Source organism: Streptomyces sp. NPDC029044 (assembly GCF_040637495.1).
Taxonomy (GTDB): Bacteria; Actinomycetota; Actinomycetes; order Streptomycetales; family Streptomycetaceae; genus Streptomyces.
Map to the genome: position 1 here is coordinate 368,316 of NZ_JBEZWN010000001.1, position 16,116 is coordinate 384,431.

Genomic DNA, 16,116 nt, shown 5'->3' on the forward strand with positions numbered 1-16,116 from the left:
CCGGAGCTACTTCACGTCGACGTAGTCGCCCGTGGCGTTGACCGCCGGGGTGGTCGTCGTGCCGGCGAAGCTGAAGCGCCAGTAGCCGTCGTACTGGGCGGTGGCGGTGGCCTTCAGGTTGCCGTACTTGTCGGAGTACACCGTCTTGAGCGTGGTGTACGTGCTGGTGCCCGCCTTGCGGAACTGGAGCTTGACCGGCTGGTTGGTGTAGCCGTGGTAGGCGTTGTCCTCCCAGTTGGCGCGGGACAGCTTGCCGGTGGACGTGATCGTCTTGCCCTTGTAGACGGGCTCGGGGCCGGCGTTGACCGTCAGCTTGGAGTAGCGCTGGACCTTGGTGGTGCCCAGGCCGCCCTGCATCTTCTCCTCGTCGTTGCTGGTGACGGCGAGGGCACCGGCGCCCCAGGTGCCGGCGTCGGAGTTGTACAGGTCGCCGTCGGCCGGGCGGATGTTGATGACGCCCTTGCAGTTGAGGACGGTGGACGAGGCGGCGGTGCAGGTGGCCGGGTCGTCGCTGATGAAGAGGTTGTCCGCGTTGTCCACCGAGGAGCCGTGGTAGATCAGCGGGCCGGTGGCGAAGTTGTCGGAGCCGGTGTCGAGGTCCGCGGCGTGGGTCACGGTGTAGGTGACCGGCACGCTCACCACGTTGGTGGTGCCGACGACGATGTTCTTGCCGCTGTTGACCTTCACGTTGGAGAAGGTGACGTCGAGGGTCGACGCGGTGGTGGCCGCGCCCGCGTCGGCCGCGGCGGAGCTGAAGGCCTGCTTGCCGGACGGGGCGTCCGCGGCCTGCGCGGCCGGCACGGCGAGGGCGGAGAGGGCCAGGGCGCCGGCGACGGCGGCCACGGTGGCTCGGATGTGCATGTGTTCCCCAGGTGGAGAAGTGATCTAGGAGTCTGTTGACTCACGCGATCAGATCCACGAGCGCGTCGCGGGGTTGTAGGGCGCGGACCGGGTTTTGCCGTCTCATCCGCAACGTTTGACACATGCGTGGCATCGGCGCCCCGGAAACGGCGCCGCCGGCCCCGGCATGGCTCCGGGACCGGCGGTGTCGTCGCGTGGACGCTCGCTCGGGGCGGTGTTACCGCACGTCGACGAAGTCACCCGCGGCGTTGACCGCCGGGGTCGTCGTGGTGCCCGCGAAGGAGTAGCGGAAGTAGCCGTCCGTCGAGGCCTTGACGGTGGTCTTCAGCTCGCCCGTGGAGTTGGACTTGATGGTCTTCACCGTGGTGTAGGTGTTGGAGCTCTTCTTGCGGAACTGGAGCTTCACCGACTGGTTGGTGTAGCCGTGGTACTTGTTGTCGTCCCAGTTGGCACGGGACAGCTTGCCGGTGACCGTGATGGTCTTGCCCTTCTTCACCGGCTCGGGCGAGGCGTTGACCGTCAGCTTGGAGTAGCGCTGGAGCTTGAAGGAGTTCGTCGGGTCCTTCACCGCGACACCGACGTTGTCCAGGTTCGGGTTCTCCGGGTCCTCGCCGTTGAACGCGACCGCGAACGCGGCGGCCTTCCAGGAGCCGGCGTCCTCGTTCAGCAGCGCGTACGGGTCGATCTCGACGGTGGCCTTGCAGCTGGCGACGGTCGCGGAGGAGTCCGTGCAGGTCGCGTCGTTGCTGTCGAAGAAGAACGCCGTCTCCTCGAACGAGGCACCGCGGTACAGCTCGACACCCGCGAAGAAGTCCGCGGCGTGGATGTCCACTTCCTGACCGTGGGTCAGGGTGAAGGAGACGGGGACCTTGACCAGGTTGGTGGTGCCGACGGCGATGTTCTTGCCGTTGTTGACCTTCACGTTGGAGAAGGTCGCGTTCAGGGCGATCGCCTCGCCGTCCACGGCGCCGGCGAAGGCCGACCGGCCGGAGTCGGCGTGGAGGACCTCGCTGGCGGCGGCGATGTCCGCGGGAACCTTCGGCTCCGCGGCCTGCGCGGCCGGCACGGCGAGGGCGGAAAGGGCCAGGGCGCCGGTGACGGCGGCCACAGTGGCTCGGATACGCATGCGTTCTCCAGGTGGAGAGGGGCCCCGGTGCTCGTCGTCGGCTCTCGGGGCCCAAGTGATCGTGGAGTCTGTTGACTCACGTGATCAGATTCCTGAGGGATGCGCTTGGTTGTACGACTGGTGAAAAATTTGTGCGGAAGTTTTCATCAACGGCCGTACGCCTGCCCCGGATCGGCCGAACGGCTCAGTCGAACCACCGGTCCCGCGCCAGCTCCTCCGTCCGGGACGGGTCCTCCAGCAGGGCCGCCACCTCGAACCGCCGCGGCCACTGCCCCGCCGCCCAGGCGAGTCCCGCGGCGACGCCCTCCAGGGTGGCCGCGTGCAGGACGCCGTCGTCGGTGAGCCGCCAGTCGATCTCCACGCCGTCGACGACGAGTTCCTCGTGCTCCACGTAGGAGGACGGGGTCCGCCGGCCGAGCAGCACCCGCACCGGCTCCGGGACGTCGTGCTCGGTGCCCTCGGACGTGACCTCCCCGCTGACGGACTCGCTCAGCCGCCGCACCTGGAACAGGTCGGCCAGTTCGGCGGCACGGGACGGCGGCACGGGAAGCAGCGGCACGCCCTCGGTGAACGGCAGCAGGTCGGGCGAGTCGCACACCACGGCGTCGGCCGCGTCGACGACCTCCACCCGGCCGTCGGTGACGGCCCGCAGGTCGTCCGGCAGGGTCACCTGCTCCGGGTCCAGCTCGGCCAGCGACCCGTACAGGGCGTGCAGTTGAGCACCTGTCACCTCCCGTTCGGGGTCGGCGAGCCGGTCGAGCAGTTCGGCGGCGCCGCCGGGCTCGTCCAGCAGCGCGGCGACGGAGGTGCGCACCCCCAGCGCCCGCAGCACCTGTTCGTCCTCGAACCCGGTCGCGTCGGCCTCGTCGTAGAGCCCGCGCAGCAGTGGGTCGCCGCCGGAGGCCCGCAGGCCGGCCGGGCGGCGGCCGTCGAGGACGGGGTTCCCGCGCAGCCACCACGCCGTGTACGGCCGGACGACCTCGTGCGTGCCGTCCGGCAGCAGGATCCGCACGGGCTGCACGATGGCGTCCCGCAGGGGCGGCCGGGACAGCAGCGTCAGGGCCTGTGTCCACTTGTCCTCGTCGACGAGGTCGAGGTCCCGGACGGCGACGATCTCGGTGGCGACCGGCGGCACCGGGCTGTCCGGGAAGCGGTCGAGGATGTCCTCGCACCACACGTCGACGGCGTCCAGCAGTCCCGCGTCGTCCGGCTCGGCGAAGTCGCCGTCGCGAGGCTCCAGTTCGTCCGGGTCGAGGACGACGTCGGTGGCGCGGACGACCGCGAAGTTCACCAGGACACCGCACGCGGCGAGCGGCTGCTCGCCCCACTTCTCGGCCAGTTCGGCGTCCACGCAGGCCAGTTCACCCTCGCGCATGACCTGGGCGAACGGGCCGCCGGGGAAGACCAGTTCGCAGGCCGGGGCCGGTTCGCCGTCCTCGTCGGGCAGGGCGAGCGCGCCGAGCCAGGGCTCGTCACCGGGCTCCAGAGCGGCGTCCCGCACCAACGCGAGGACGGTGTCGGCCAGTTCCTCGGCGTCGAGGGAGTCCTCCTCCCAGTTCACCCCGCCGTCGTCGTCCAGGGACGCGGCGACGGCGGCCCGGACCTGCGGGGTGGTGAGGACGGCCCGTGGGGTCGCGGGCAGGGCGCCGAGCTTCTCCAGGAGGGGGTGGGCGGCGTCCGGGTGGGCGACCTTGAGGCCGAGCCGGGCCAGCACCTCGGGGTCGATCCGCCCGGTCTCCGTGCCGGGCAGCAGGATCTGCCGGGGCCCGATGGTCGTCCGGCCGTCGGCCAGCGGGACCGGGAGGCCCGACAGGCGGTCCGGGTCGATCCCGGCCAGGCTGTCGTAGAGCCGCCGCCACCAGCCGGGGTCCTTCTCCAGCCCGGCGAGGCGGTCGATCGCGTCGGTCAGCGGGACGCGGGCGACGCCCAGGGTGCGCAGCTCGGCGCGCCGTTCCAGCCCGGCGGGCAGGAGGGTGGGCAGCACCTCGGCGAGCACCCGCACGGTGTCCGCGCCGGCACCCTCGACGATCTCGGCGTCCCGGGGCCGCAGCGACTCGGGCACCTCCTCGCCGTCCTCCGTGTGCGGCTCGACGGCGGGCGGGAGGAACGCGGTGCGCGGCAGCCGCTCCAGGATCGCCTGGCGCAGGGCGCCGTCCAGCTCGCCCCGGCCGAGCGGGCCGGGCACGAGGTCGATGATCCCGGTGGTCACCGGCCGCCAGGCGCCGAGGAGTTCGGCGTAGGAGTCGGCCGCGCGTCGGACGAGGAAGTCGGTCAGCGGGCCGGGGGCGGCGTGCCGGCGGGTGGAGTCCAGCGGGAACGAGGCGATGAGCAGCGCCGGGACGCCGAGCGGTTCGTCGCTCGGGGTGGGGGCGTGCACGACCGCGCTGGTGCGGGGCCTGGCCGGGCTGCCGTCGCTGTCCACGGGCACGGCCCAGGTGACGGACCAGTGGGGCCGCAGCCGCTCCTCGACGGGCCGGCCGGCGAGGAGGTCGGGGGTGAGAGGGCCGTGGGCGGCGGCGGTGCGCCAGTGGGTGACGCCGTGGGCGGAGTCGTCGACGACGGTGAAGGCACCGTCGGTGCGGCGGGTGAGGGTCCGCGGGCTCTCCCCGTTGATCTCGACGACGAGCTCTTCGAGTCCGGGGAGGGTGAGCAGCAGGGCGTCGTCGACGGCCCGCAGGAGCCGCTCGGCGAGATCGGCGGCGGCCGCGTCCCGCAGCGGCAGGATGACGGCGGTGTCGTACGGGGCGGGGGCGGTGCCCTCGGCGGCGTACGGCAGCCGCAGCAGGGGCACGTGGCCGTCGCGCCGCCGGACCTCGTCCCCGAGGCCGGGGCTGTGCCGGGCGGTCTCGGCGGCCAGTGCCCTGGCCTCGGCGAGGGACCACCGGACACCGCCGTGCCGGCCGACGACGGCGGGCTCGTCGGTGACGGAGAGCACGGCGGCGAAGCCGACACCGAACCGCCCCACGGAAGACGTGTCGCGTGGGTCCCGCTTGGCCGAGGCCCGCAGCGTGGACAGCGACTCGACGCCGGCCGCGTCCAGCGGGGCGCCGGTGTTGGCGGCGACGAGGACCCCGTCGCGCAGGGTGAGCCGCAACCGCCCCGACGCCCCGGCGCGGGCCGCGGCGTCGGCGGCGTTCTGGGCGAGTTCCACGACGAGCCGGTCGCGGTAGCCGCCGAGGACGAGGTCCTCCTCGGCGTTGGCGTCCTCACGGAACCGGGCGGGGCTGGTGGCCCAGGCGTCGAGGACACCGCGCCGCAGACGGGCGGTACCGAACGGATCGGCCCCCTCGGCGGCGGGCCGCACGAACTTGCTGCTCACGTTCCGTTCCTTCTCCTCGTGGACGTGAGGACGAAGGTACCGCCTGGGAAGCCCCCACCGTGCCCCCGCCCGACGCGGACGGCCGAGGGCGACCGGACCCCTGCCCGGGCGACCGCGGACGACTCGGCCGCGCACGCCCCCAGCCGCGAGCGCCCCCCGACGACCCAGCGGCACCCGGCCCTCACCCGAGCGAACCCCCACGGGTCGGCGACCGGCGGACCCCGCTGCCGGGCCAACCGCCTCGACGGCCCGGCCGGGCACTGACCCCGAAACCGTGCGGGCCGCAACGGCCCGGCAGCGCACGGGACGCCGCCCGCACGAACCGCCCGATCACTCAACGGCGCACGGCACCCCACCCGAGCGAACCCCGATGGACCGGCGGCGTGTGGACCCCGCTGCCGGGCCAACCGCCTCGACGGCCCGGCCGGGCACTGACCCCGAAACCGGGCGGACCGCCTCCGGCCCGGCAGCGCACGGGACGCAGTGCCGGGCGGGCCGCCTACGGCCCGGCAGCGTACGAAACCCGCTGTCGCCGGGCCGGTCGTCGGTGGGACTACGAGTGCCCCAGTTCCTCCGTGTCCTGGTCCGCCGTCGGCGTCACCGAGCCCGAGTCCGGGGCCGGGCGCAGCGGGAAGGGATCGACCCGGGTCTCGTCGATGACCGGGGCGGGCGGCTGGGGCGGCCGGGGCATGACGGCGGCCTCGGAATGGCCGCCGCAGCCGTAGGCGAGGGAGACCAGACGGCCGTCGGCCGGGGAGAACTCGTTGGCGCAGGCGCCGAAGGCCTGGCCGAGGGAGCCGCCGATGGGGACGAGGAAGCCGCAGCTGACGCAGGCGGCGGGGGCCGACTGGGCCATGGGCGTCTTGGGGCCGAACGCCTCTTCCCAGCGGTCGGCCGCGGTGTGCAGGCCGTAGCGGGACAGGACGCGGGCCCGGCGCATGCCCAGTTCCTCGGCGACCGCCGGGATCGAGCCCCGGGAGGGGGCGAGGCTGAAGCCGGACGGGGGGCCCGCGGTGAGGTCCGCGTCCTCCGCCTCGACCAGGTCGGCCATCTCGTGCGACACGGGGGACTTGGGTGCCGGCTCGTCCTCGCCCGTGTAGCCCGGCTCCAGCCGGAGGTCCTCGGCGTCGGTGGGCAGCAGATCGCCCGGCCCCATGTCGCCGGGACGCAGCCGCTCGCTCCACGGCACCCACTCGGGGGCCAGCACCGCGTCCGGGCCGGGCAGCAGGGCCGCCTCGTCCACCGTGACGATCTTCGCGCGGGACGCCCTGGCCACCGTCACGGCCCAGCGCCAGCCGCGGTAGCCGAGCTCCAGGCACTGGAAGAAGTGGGTGACCACGCGGTCCCCCTCGGAGACCACGCCCACGTGTTCCCCGACGATTCCCGGCGCGGCGGCCTCCTCGGCTGCGGCGCGCGCGAGGTCGACGGCCTCGGCGCACAGGCGGTCAGGGGTGCGGCTTCGCGTTGTCGCTGCGCTCACAGGTATCGCTTCTCTCCATACGCCGTCTCACGAGTGCGCCACTCCCAGCGCGGGGGCGGACGGAGCGGACCGGGGGACCGCGTCGACATCCTTCATCCATTTTGCGGGATGGCTGAGATACGCACGCTACCCTTCCGCCCCACGTCGCGTACACCGACGGTCCTGTTGCGCCGTCCGCCGGACCGCGAGCCGGCGCCCCGGACAGTCACCCCACAGGCCCTATACAAGCGGTAATGGCACTACCCACAGCCTTATCGGGGCACTATGACGACGTGGCAGCCGCGAAGACACCCCCGGGCGCCACCGGGACCGGTGGGTCGAAAGGGGTCAAGGGAAGCAGCCGACTGAACGGACCGGGCCGTCTGGGCGGCTCCCTCCGTGCGGTCGGCCGTGCCCTGCACTTCCCCGTGACCGGCACCGCCCGCGGCATCCGCAAGGCGACCCACGCGCACGGCGCCGGCGAGTCCGGCCTCGGCAAGCTGATCGAACTGCACGGCGTGAACGGCGCCGGCGACGTCATGATCACGGTCGCCCTCGCCTCCACCGTCTTCTTCTCCGTGCCCACCGACGAGGCCCGCGGCCGCGTCGCCCTGTACCTCGCCATCACCATGGCGCCCTTCACCCTCCTCGCGCCCGTGATCGGCCCGCTCCTCGACCGTGTCCCGCACGGCCGCCGCGCCGCGATGGCCGGCGCGATGCTGGCCCGGGCGCTGCTCGCGATCGTCCTGTCCGGCGCGGTCGTCAGCGGCGGCCTGGAGCTGTACCCGGCCGCGCTCGGCGTCCTCGTCTCCTCGAAGGCGTACGGCGTGGTCAGAAGCGCCGTCGTGCCCCGGCTGCTGCCGCCGCGCTTCTCCCTGGTGAAGGCCAACTCGCGCGTCACCCTCGGCGGTCTCCTCGCCACCGGCATCGCAGCGCCCATCGGCGCCGGACTCCAGCAGATCGGCCCGCGCTACCCGCTGTACGGCGCCTTCGTGCTCTTCGTGGCGGGAACGATCCTGTCGTTCACGCTGCCGCCGAAGGTCGACTCCGCCAAGGGCGAGGACCGCGCCCTGCTGGCGGCGGACGAACAGCACCTGCACGGCCCGCACCGGCGGCCGGTCAAGCGCCCCGGGCTGCGCACGGTCGGCCCGGCCGTCACCCACGCCCTGGCCGCCAACGCCGCCATCCGCTGCCTGACCGGGTTCCTGATCTTCTTCCTGGCGTTCCTGCTGCGCGAGCACCCGGTCTCCGGCCAGAGCGCCGCGGTGTCGCTGGGGATAGTGGCCGTCTCGGCGGGGGTGGGCAACGCGCTCGGCACGGCCGTCGGGGCGTGGCTGCGTTCCCGGGCGCCGGAGATCATCATCGTGACGGTCGTGGCCTGCGTGGCGGGCGCGGCGATCACGGCCGCGGTGTTCTTCAGCGCGGTCCTGGTGGCCGCGCTGGCCGCCGTCGCCGGGTTCGCCCAGGCCCTGGCCAAGCTCTCCCTGGACGCGCTGATCCAGCGGGACGTGCCCGAACTGGTCCGGACGTCGGCGTTCGCGCGTTCCGAGACGCTGCTCCAGATGTCCTGGGTGCTGGGCGGGGCGGTCGGCATCGTGATGCCGCTCAACGGCACGGCCGGGCTGGCGGTGGGCGCGGCGATCGTCGGCGCCGGGTGGCTGACGACCGTGCGGGGGCTGCTGGGCTCGGCCCGGCGCGGGGGCACGGGGCGGGCGCGGGTGGCGTAGGGCCCTTCTGATGGATCTGCGAGGCTGCCGTACCCCACGTGGGCGGTGCGACCGGCGGGCCCGATAGCCTTCGCCCATGAACACGTTGCAATCCGTTGTGCGACGCCGCCGCGCCGTCGCCGTCGCCGGCGTCGTATCCGCCGGACTGCTCGTCCTGTCGGCCTGTGACAAGCCGACGCCGATGGCCACGGTCACCGTGGGCAGCGACTCGGTGAACTCCGAGGCCACCTGCGGTGGCGAAGGCGACGCCCTGAAGCAGTCCGATCTCGCCGGGTGCCTGAAGGACAAGGGCATCAAGAGCATCTCCGTCGACCCCGACGAGACCGTGCGCTTCGGTGTCGACCCGGAGATCGCCGACAAGGGCTGGACGATCCTGATGAACGGTCAGCCGCTGACCGACTCCAGCACGAAGACCTACCGCACGATCCCGGGCAGCGTGTTCTTCAACGCCCAGTACGGCGCGCAGGGCAACTCGACGCTGGTCTCCATCAAGGAGGGCGAGAAGGACGCGTCCGGCCTCTGGAACTTCAAGCTCAAGAAGGACGCCTGATCGCTGCCGCTGGGCTCGGCAGGGTCCTTGTCGCCACCGCCGTTCCCGTGGAGCGGGACGCGGTGGCCGGGGCTTGCCCCGGTGACAGTGGCATCGAGGTGATCGCCGTCGGTGTCGGGCCCGCTCTCGCGGCTGCCTGTACCGCCTCCGCCCTCACCGCCGCCGCCCTGCGGGGCGAGCCGTACCGCCTCGTCGTGTCCGCCGGGATCGCAGGCGGGTTCCAGCCGGAGGCTCCGGTGGGGTCGCTCGTCGTCGCGGACGGGATCGTCGCCGCCGATCTGGGGGCCGAGACCGAGGACGGGTTCGTGCCGGTCACCGAGCTCGGTTTCGGGACCGTCAGGCATCAGCCGCCCGCGGATCTCGTACGACGGGTCGCCGGCGCCGCCGGGGCCCGGACCGGGGCCGTGCTCACGGTGTCGACGGTCACCGGGACGGCCATCCGGGCCGCCGCGCTGCGGGAGCGGCACCCCACCGCCCTCGCCGAGGCCATGGAGGGCTTCGGCGTCGCCGAGGCCGCCGCGTCGCAGGGGGTGCCCGTGCTGGAGATCCGGGCGATCTCCAATCCCGTCGGGCCGAGGGACCGCGCCGCCTGGCGCATCCCGGAGGCTCTGGCAGCCTTGACCGAGGGGTTCGGGAAGCTCACGCCCGTACTGGAGAGTTGGAACCGGCATGACAGTTGAGCAGCTGCAGATCGCCTACTCGCCCTGCCCGAACGACACCTTCGTCTTCGACGCCCTGGCCCATGACCGCGTGCCGGGTGCTCCCGCCCTCGACGTGACCTTCGCCGACATCGACGTCACCAACGGCATGGCCGAGCGCGGCGAGTTCGACGTGCTGAAGGTGTCGTACGCGGTACTGCCCTACGTCCTGGACGACTACGCCCTGCTGCCCTGCGGGGGCGCGCTGGGGCGGGGCTGCGGGCCGCTGGTGCTGACGCGGGAGGCGGATGGTGGGGGCACCTCCCTGCTCGAGCGAAGCCGAGAGCTTGGGGGACTCACCCTGCGGACCGTCGCGGTGCCCAGTGAGAAGTCCACCGCCTATCTGCTGTTCCGCCTGTGGGCCGCGGACATGCTGGAGGGCGGGGTCGGCGAGATCGTCGTCATGCCGTTCCACGAGATCATGCCGGCCGTGCGGGACGGCAAGGTCGACGCGGGCCTCGTCATCCACGAGGCGCGCTTCACGTACCGGAACTACGGGCTGCACAAGCTCGCCGACATGGGCGAGCACTGGGAGGACACCACCGGGCTGCCGATCCCGCTGGGCGCGATCATCGCCAAGCGGTCGCTGGGCGAGCAGAAGCTGCGGCTGCTCGCCGACTCCATCCGCACGTCCGTGCGCGCCGCCTGGGACGACCCCGAAGTGTCCCGCCCGTACGTCATGGAGCACGCCCAGGAGATGGACCCGGCCGTCGCGGACCAGCACATCGGGCTGTACGTCAACGAGTTCACCGCCGGCCTCGGCGAGGACGGCTACGCGGCCGTGCGCGGGCTGCTCACCCGCGCGGCGGCCGAAGGGCTCGTCCCGCCCCTCGGCCCGGACGCGCTGCGTTTTCCCTGAGGCCTTCAGACGTCCAGCTGGTCGGCGACCGCGCGCAGCAGACCGGCGATCTTCTTGCCGGCGGTCTTCTCGGGGTAGCGGCCCCGCTCCAGCATCGGCGTGATGTTCTCCAGGAGCGTCGTCAGGTCCTGGACGATCGAGGCCAGCTCGTCGGGCTTCTTGCGGGTCGCGGCGGCGACGGACGGGGTCGGGTCCAGGATCGCCAGGGACAGTGCCTGGTCGCCGCGCTGTCCGGCGACGACGCCGAACTCCACGCGCTGACCCGGCTTGAGCGTGTCGACTCCGGCGGGCAGGACGGAGGAATGGACGAAGACGTCACCGCCGTCGTCGCGGGAGAGAAAGCCGAAGCCCTTCTCGCTGTTGAACCACTTGACCTTGCCGGTAGGCACGTCTGTCCTCGTCCTCGTACTCGTCGGAAAACTGCTTCTGGAAACGGCTCTTGATAGCACTCGGGCGGGTCGTACGGACCCGCCGGTACCCAGGCTAATGCTCTTGCAGCCGGTGACAAGACGTCACCCGGTTGTTCCTTCGCGCTGGGAACTACCCTGGTCGGGTGCGTGACAAAACCCAAACGAATTCCGCCGCTCCCGGTGACCGCCTGGTCCGTGCCGGAGCCGTCGTCTTCTTCATCGGCGCCCTGGCCACACTGGTCACGGTCGCCCCGTTGTTCCTCGGGACGACGCCCTTTCCGACGTACATGTTCGGATTGAGCATGCTCATGGCAGTCGGATTCCTGATGGCCGGCGCGGGAGTGCTGCGTTCCGTGGCGGCGGGACGCCGTCAAGCGCGCGCGGGACGGTAGTCCGAAAGCCACCGCGGGAATTCGGTCAGATCGGTGAGGACGACGTCCGCGCCCGCGGCCCGCAGTTCCTCCGCGGGGCAGGGACCGGTCGCCACCGCGACCGAGAGGGCCCCGGCGGCCCGGGCACCGCGGACGTCCCCGACGTGGTCGCCGACGTAGACGCCCGCGTCGTGCTCGCGCAGCGCCTCCGCCTTCTGCTCGGCCCACAGGTCGCCGATGACGGCGTCGGGCTCGATGCCCAGGTGGGCGAGGTGCAGTTTGGCGTTGGGCTCGTACTTGGCGGTGACGACTATCGCGCGTCCGCCGGCCTCCCGTACGGCCGCGATGGCCTCCCGCGCGCCGGTCAGGGCCGGGGTCGCGGTGATGGCGATGGTCGGGTACATCTCCCGGTACAGGTCCGCCATGGCCGGGATCTCCTCGGCAGGGAACCAGTTGATCAGCTCGTCGGCCAGCGGCGGCCCGAGCCGCGTGACCGTCAGGTCGGCGTCGATGTACGTGCCCGTGCGTTCGGACAGTGCCTGGTAGCAGGCGCGGATACCGGGCCGGGAGTCGATGAGGGTCATGTCGAGGTCGAAGCCGACGGTGAGTGCCATATCGGCCATTGTGCCCAGGCGGGGTGAACGGCAGACGTCGGCCCGTGGCCGGCCGGCGGGAGCGCCGTGACCGGCGCCCGTGGCCGGCCGAAGGAAGCGCCGTGACCGGTCAGCGCGAGCGCTGGGAACGCCACACCAGGAACAGCGCCGACGCCACCGCCGCTGCGCGCACCACCCACGGCCAGGCCTGCGCCACCGCGGCGTTCATGTGCCCCTCGGCGATCGGGTCGCCCCAGCGGCCGTTCATCCGGCCCCACAGCCACACCAGGCCCCCCGCCACGGAGAGGCCGGGCAGGATCACGACCGCCCACTTCGTCTCGGCCGGGGTCAGGCGGCGGGACGCGTACGCGATGAGCCAGCCGAGCAGGAGGACGAACCAGTTGCCGAGCACGGCACCGGCGACGAGCAGGCCCGCGGCGATCAGCAGGAGCGGGTTGCTCCAGCTCCCGGCGGACAGGCGCGGGAGACGGCGCCGGCCCCCCTGCTCGGCCACCTCCGCCGCCTCGACGACCGGCTCCGCTTCCTCCGTGTCCGGCTTCTCCTTCTCCGCCTTCCGCGGCGCCGGCGGCTTCAGCAGTTCCGGCAGCTCCACGCCGCCCACGAAGCCCGGCACCTCGTCACCCACGCCGAAGGGGCTGCTGTCCACCCGCCACCAGTCCGGCTGGACCGCGCTGTCGCCCAGCTCGTGCCCGGCGGCCAGATGCGGCGGGGCCGGGCCGTCGGAGGGCGCGGGCTGCGGCTCCTCGGCGGACCGTGCCGGGCGGGGACGCGGTACGACACGCCGCATGACGCCCTTCGCCCGCTCCTGCGGTTCTGCCTCGCGCTGCACGGGGACGGAGGCGGGAGCGGCGTCGCGCGGCTCCCCGGCGGCGCCGCCCGCCGCGGCGGTCACGATGTCGTCGGGGCTGCCCAGCCGCGACAGGATGCGGCGGACGGCGGCGGGTGAGTCGACGGTGGCCTTCGCACGGCGTTTGTCGATCTCGTTGCGCAGGTCCGCGACCAGTCGCATACGGGTGGCCGACGACAACTGCCGCTGCTGGGCCACGTCGCCGACGCGGCTCAGATACTCGTAAACGACCTGGTCGCTCTCAATCCCCACGAAGTCCCCTCCGGGGCGGGTGCGTTGCGTGACGCCGTCGGACGACGGTACCGCGAGCACCCGCGGGGCGGCCAAAGCCCGTCCCGCGTTCGGGGGAGGCGAAGCGGCTCACAGTCGGCCCGGCCTCCGGGGGCGACCCGCTACCGTGGACCGGATGAGCACCGAGGACAGGCCCCCGGCCCCCCGCTCCCTCGCGGAAGCGCTCCGCGCGCGGGGCGACGCCGCGCTGGGCGTGCTCCTGCGCAGCCGCCCGGATCTCATCACACCCGTCCCCACCGACCTCACCCAGCTCGCCACCCGCGCCGGCACCCGTGCCTCGGTCGTGCGGGCCCTGGAGCGGCTGGACCGGTTCGCGCTCCAGACGGCGGAGGCCCTGGCCGTGGCGGCGGACCCGGCGGCCTACGGCGAACTGCTCGGGCTCATGGCGGGGGACGACCCCGACCCGGCCGTGGTCGCCGCCCTGCCGCACGCCGTCGGCCTGCTGCGCGAGCAGGCCCTGGTGTGGGGGGACGACGACCGGCTCCGGCTGGTCCGCACGGCGCGTGAGCTGCTCGCCCCCTCGCCGCAGCACCCCTCGCCGACCGGGCTCGGCCCGACGGTCCAGGAGGCCACCGCCGGGATGTCGCCGGGGCGGATCCAGGAGATCGTCGGGGCCGCCGGACTGGCCTCGACGCACGACTCGGTCTCCGCCGTCACCGCCCTGGCCGGGCTGTTCACGGACCGGGCCCGGATGTCCGCGCTGCTCGCCGACGCCCCGGCCGACTCCCTCGACGTGCTGGAACGCCTGGTGTGGGGGCCGCCGTACGGGCAGGTCACCGCCGACCCGGCGCCCCGGCTGCGCTGGCTGCTGGACCGCGGACTGCTGCTGCCGACGGCACCCGGGACGGTCGTCCTGCCGCGCGAGGTCGCCCTGCACCTGCGGCGGGGCCTGGCGCACCGGGCGCCCGAGCCGGTGCCGCCGGTCGTGGAGGCGGCCGCCGTCCACCGTCCCCAGGTTGTGGACAGCGCCGCGGCCGGGCAGGCCTACACCGCGCTCGCGACCGTCGAGGAGCTGCTGAAGGACTGGGACGAGGGCGGGCCGGCGGTGCTGCGGGCCGGTGGGCTGAGCGTGCGGGACCTGAAGCGGACCGCGGTCGCCCTCGACGTGCCCGAGCCGGCCGCCGCGTTCTGGGTGGAGCTGGCGTACGCGGCGGGCCTGATCGCCTCGGACGGCGAGGCCGACGAGCGGTACGCGGCGACCCCGGCCTACGACGAGTGGCTGGAGCAGCCTCCCGCCGAGCGCTGGTCGCGGCTGGTCACGGCCTGGCTCGCGGCGACCCGGACGGCCGGTCTGGTGGGCGGTCGGGACGCCAAGGACCGCACGTTGTCGGCGCTCGGGCCGGGCCTGGACCGCTCGGCGGCGCCGGAGGTGCGGCACCGGGTGCTGGCGCTGCTGGCCGGGTTGCCGGAGGGCGCCGCTCCGGCCGCCGGATCGGTGCTGGCCCGCCTGAGCTGGGAGCGGCCCCTGCGCGGCGACCGGCGCGAGGACGACCTGCGCGGCCGGCTCGCCGAGTGGGCCCTGTCCGAGGCGGAGCTGCTGGGCGTCACGGGCCGGGGCGCGCTGTCGGCCCAGGGCCGGGCGCTGCTGGGCGCGCCCGCGGCTCCGGCGCCGAGCCCGGAGGGGGAGCCGTCCGGCCCGGGGGACAAACTGCCCGTCCACCACCATCACCGCCCCGCTCCGCTCGCTCCCCTCTCCCCCGCCGAGCAGGCCGTCGCCTCGGCCGCCGCGGCCCGGCTGCTGGCACCGCTGCTGCCCGAGCCGCTGGACCACGTGCTGCTCCAGGCCGACCTGACGGCGGTGGCGCCCGGCCCCCTGCAACGGCCGCTCGCGGACATGCTGGGCGTGCTGGCGGACGTCGAGTCCAAGGGCGGGGCGACCGTCTACCGTTTCACGCCCGGCTCGGTGCGGCGGGCGCTGGACGCCGGGCAGGCCGCCTCCGACCTGCACGCCTTCCTCGCCGCGCACTCCCGCACGCCGGTGCCGCAGCCGCTGGCGTACCTGATCGACGACGTGGCCCGCCGGCACGGACACCTCCGGGTCGGCGCGGCCTCGGCGTACGTGCGCTGCGACGACGACGCGGTGCTCAGCGAGATCCTCGCCGACAAGCGGGCCGCCGGGCTCGGGCTGCGCCGGCTCGCCCCGACCGTGCTGGCCGCGCAGGCCGACCCCGCGGGGCTCCTGGAAGGGCTGCGGGCGATGGGGTTCGCGCCGGCCGCCGAGTCCGCCGAGGGCGACGTGCTGATCACCCGCGCCCTGGCCCACCGCACCCCGCCGCGCACCGCGCCCGAGCCGGTGCCGGACGGCCCGCCGGTCCCCGACGACACCCTCCTCACGGCCGCGCTGCGCGCCATCCGGGCCGGCGACATCGCCTCCACCACCCCCCGCAAGCCCGGCACGGCCCCGGCGGCCAACGGCGAGCTGCCCCGCACCGGTGCCGCCGAGACCCTGGCCACCATGCAGGCCGCCGTCCTCACCGGCGAGGCCCTGTGGATCGGCTACGTCAACGCCGAGGGGGCCGCCAGCCAGCGGGTCATCGCCCCGGTCCGCGTCGAGGGCGGCTTCGTCACGGCGTACGACCACACCGCGGACGAGGTCCGTACGTATCCGCTGCACCGGATCACCGGGGTCGCCGAACTCGCCGACGACGCGGACTGACGGCGACTCGCGGCGGGCTGACGGCGACTCGGGGCTGTCACCCGTTCGGGTGCATGCGGGCGTTCATGCACGCCACGCCGGGCAGGTCCCCCGCTCGGGCGACCTTCCCGGGCGTGCCGCATCACGCCGGGTGCGCGGGGGCAGCCACGGGGTGTCCTGTGAGCTTCGCCGAAAGGAAGTCCCCCGCATGCGCGTTGTCCGTCGAGTCGCCGCCGTCCTCGCCACCGCCGCCCTGATGACGTTCGGGGGGCTCGCCACCCCGGCCTCCGCGGTGAGCATCGATGTCGCCGGCCTCGTCCTGGAGACACCGCAGATCTGATCCCCCTCC

14 protein-coding genes are annotated in these 16,116 nt (G+C 73.8%); 7 read left to right on the top strand and 7 right to left on the bottom strand.

Annotated features, from left to right (window positions below):
• Window positions 1–6 precede the first annotated feature (6 nt).
• The 4 genes from AB0E85_RS01740 to AB0E85_RS01755 all read right to left on the bottom strand — a co-directional run bounded on the left by AB0E85_RS01740 (window position 7) and on the right by AB0E85_RS01755 (window position 6,786).
• Window positions 7–861: a hypothetical protein gene (locus tag AB0E85_RS01740; protein WP_361921360.1), complete on the bottom strand. Its 855-nt coding sequence runs from the start codon at window positions 859–861 to the stop codon at window positions 7–9.
• Window positions 862–1,078: 217 nt separating this feature from the next.
• Window positions 1,079–1,987: a hypothetical protein gene (locus AB0E85_RS01745; protein ID WP_361921362.1), complete on the bottom strand. Its 909-nt coding sequence runs from the start codon at window positions 1,985–1,987 to the stop codon at window positions 1,079–1,081.
• Between the two features lie 184 nt (window positions 1,988–2,171).
• Window positions 2,172–5,306 carry a molecular chaperone Hsp90 gene (locus AB0E85_RS01750; protein ID WP_361921364.1) on the bottom strand — a complete coding sequence of 1,045 codons (3,135 nt, stop codon included), beginning with the start codon at window positions 5,304–5,306 and terminating at the stop codon, window positions 2,172–2,174.
• Between the two features lie 553 nt (window positions 5,307–5,859).
• Window positions 5,860–6,786, bottom strand: a complete 927-nt coding sequence (locus tag AB0E85_RS01755; RefSeq protein ID WP_361921366.1) for a DUF3027 domain-containing protein — start codon at window positions 6,784–6,786, stop codon at window positions 5,860–5,862.
• Between the two features lie 272 nt (window positions 6,787–7,058).
• Between AB0E85_RS01755 and AB0E85_RS01760 the strand changes: the two genes are divergently transcribed.
• The 4 genes from AB0E85_RS01760 (at window position 7,059) to AB0E85_RS01775 (ending at window position 10,599) form a co-directional block, all read left to right on the top strand.
• Window positions 7,059–8,492 carry an MFS transporter gene (locus AB0E85_RS01760; RefSeq protein WP_361921368.1) on the top strand — a complete coding sequence of 478 codons (1,434 nt, stop codon included), beginning with the start codon at window positions 7,059–7,061 and terminating at the stop codon, window positions 8,490–8,492.
• Window positions 8,493–8,568: 76 nt separating this feature from the next.
• The gene (locus tag AB0E85_RS01765; RefSeq protein WP_181361449.1) at window positions 8,569–9,042 is read left to right on the top strand and encodes a DUF2771 domain-containing protein; all 474 of its coding nucleotides are present in this window, start codon (window positions 8,569–8,571) and stop codon (window positions 9,040–9,042) included.
• Window positions 9,012–9,722: a futalosine hydrolase gene (locus tag AB0E85_RS01770; RefSeq protein ID WP_361921456.1), complete on the top strand. Its 711-nt coding sequence runs from the start codon at window positions 9,012–9,014 to the stop codon at window positions 9,720–9,722. The genes AB0E85_RS01765 and AB0E85_RS01770 overlap by 31 nt, the downstream gene beginning before the upstream one ends.
• Window positions 9,712–10,599 (top strand): 1,4-dihydroxy-6-naphthoate synthase, encoded by an 888-nt coding sequence (locus tag AB0E85_RS01775; protein WP_361921370.1) that lies wholly within the window; start codon window positions 9,712–9,714, stop codon window positions 10,597–10,599. Before AB0E85_RS01770 ends, AB0E85_RS01775 begins: the two co-directional genes overlap by 11 nt.
• Before the next feature lie 5 nt (window positions 10,600–10,604).
• On the opposite strand, the gene AB0E85_RS01780 is transcribed toward AB0E85_RS01775, so the two are convergent.
• Window positions 10,605–10,988 (bottom strand): cold-shock protein, encoded by a 384-nt coding sequence (locus AB0E85_RS01780; RefSeq protein WP_033312231.1) that lies wholly within the window; start codon window positions 10,986–10,988, stop codon window positions 10,605–10,607.
• 164 nt (window positions 10,989–11,152) lie between these two features.
• Between AB0E85_RS01780 and AB0E85_RS01785 the strand changes: the two genes are divergently transcribed.
• Complete coding sequence (locus AB0E85_RS01785) at window positions 11,153–11,401, top strand: hypothetical protein (RefSeq protein ID WP_031110609.1); 249 nt, start codon at window positions 11,153–11,155, stop codon at window positions 11,399–11,401.
• On the opposite strand, the gene AB0E85_RS01790 is transcribed toward AB0E85_RS01785, so the two are convergent.
• Together AB0E85_RS01790 and AB0E85_RS01795 are read right to left on the bottom strand one after the other, a co-directional pair.
• Window positions 11,380–12,003 carry a haloacid dehalogenase-like hydrolase gene (locus AB0E85_RS01790; protein ID WP_361921373.1) on the bottom strand — a complete coding sequence of 208 codons (624 nt, stop codon included), beginning with the start codon at window positions 12,001–12,003 and terminating at the stop codon, window positions 11,380–11,382. The genes AB0E85_RS01785 and AB0E85_RS01790 overlap by 22 nt on opposite strands.
• 100 nt (window positions 12,004–12,103) lie before the next feature.
• Window positions 12,104–13,093, bottom strand: coding sequence for a hypothetical protein (locus AB0E85_RS01795; RefSeq protein WP_361921375.1), 990 nt, complete (start codon window positions 13,091–13,093; stop codon window positions 12,104–12,106).
• A 154-nt stretch (window positions 13,094–13,247) separates the two neighbouring features.
• On the opposite strand from AB0E85_RS01795, the gene AB0E85_RS01800 reads away from it, so the two are divergent.
• Window positions 13,248–15,788, top strand: a complete 2,541-nt coding sequence (locus tag AB0E85_RS01800) for a helicase C-terminal domain-containing protein (RefSeq protein ID WP_361921377.1) — start codon at window positions 13,248–13,250, stop codon at window positions 15,786–15,788.
• Window positions 15,789–15,975: 187 nt separating this feature from the next.
• Window positions 15,976–16,107: a hypothetical protein gene (locus AB0E85_RS01805; RefSeq protein WP_257784341.1), complete on the top strand. Its 132-nt coding sequence runs from the start codon at window positions 15,976–15,978 to the stop codon at window positions 16,105–16,107.
• Window positions 16,108–16,116 lie beyond the last annotated feature (9 nt).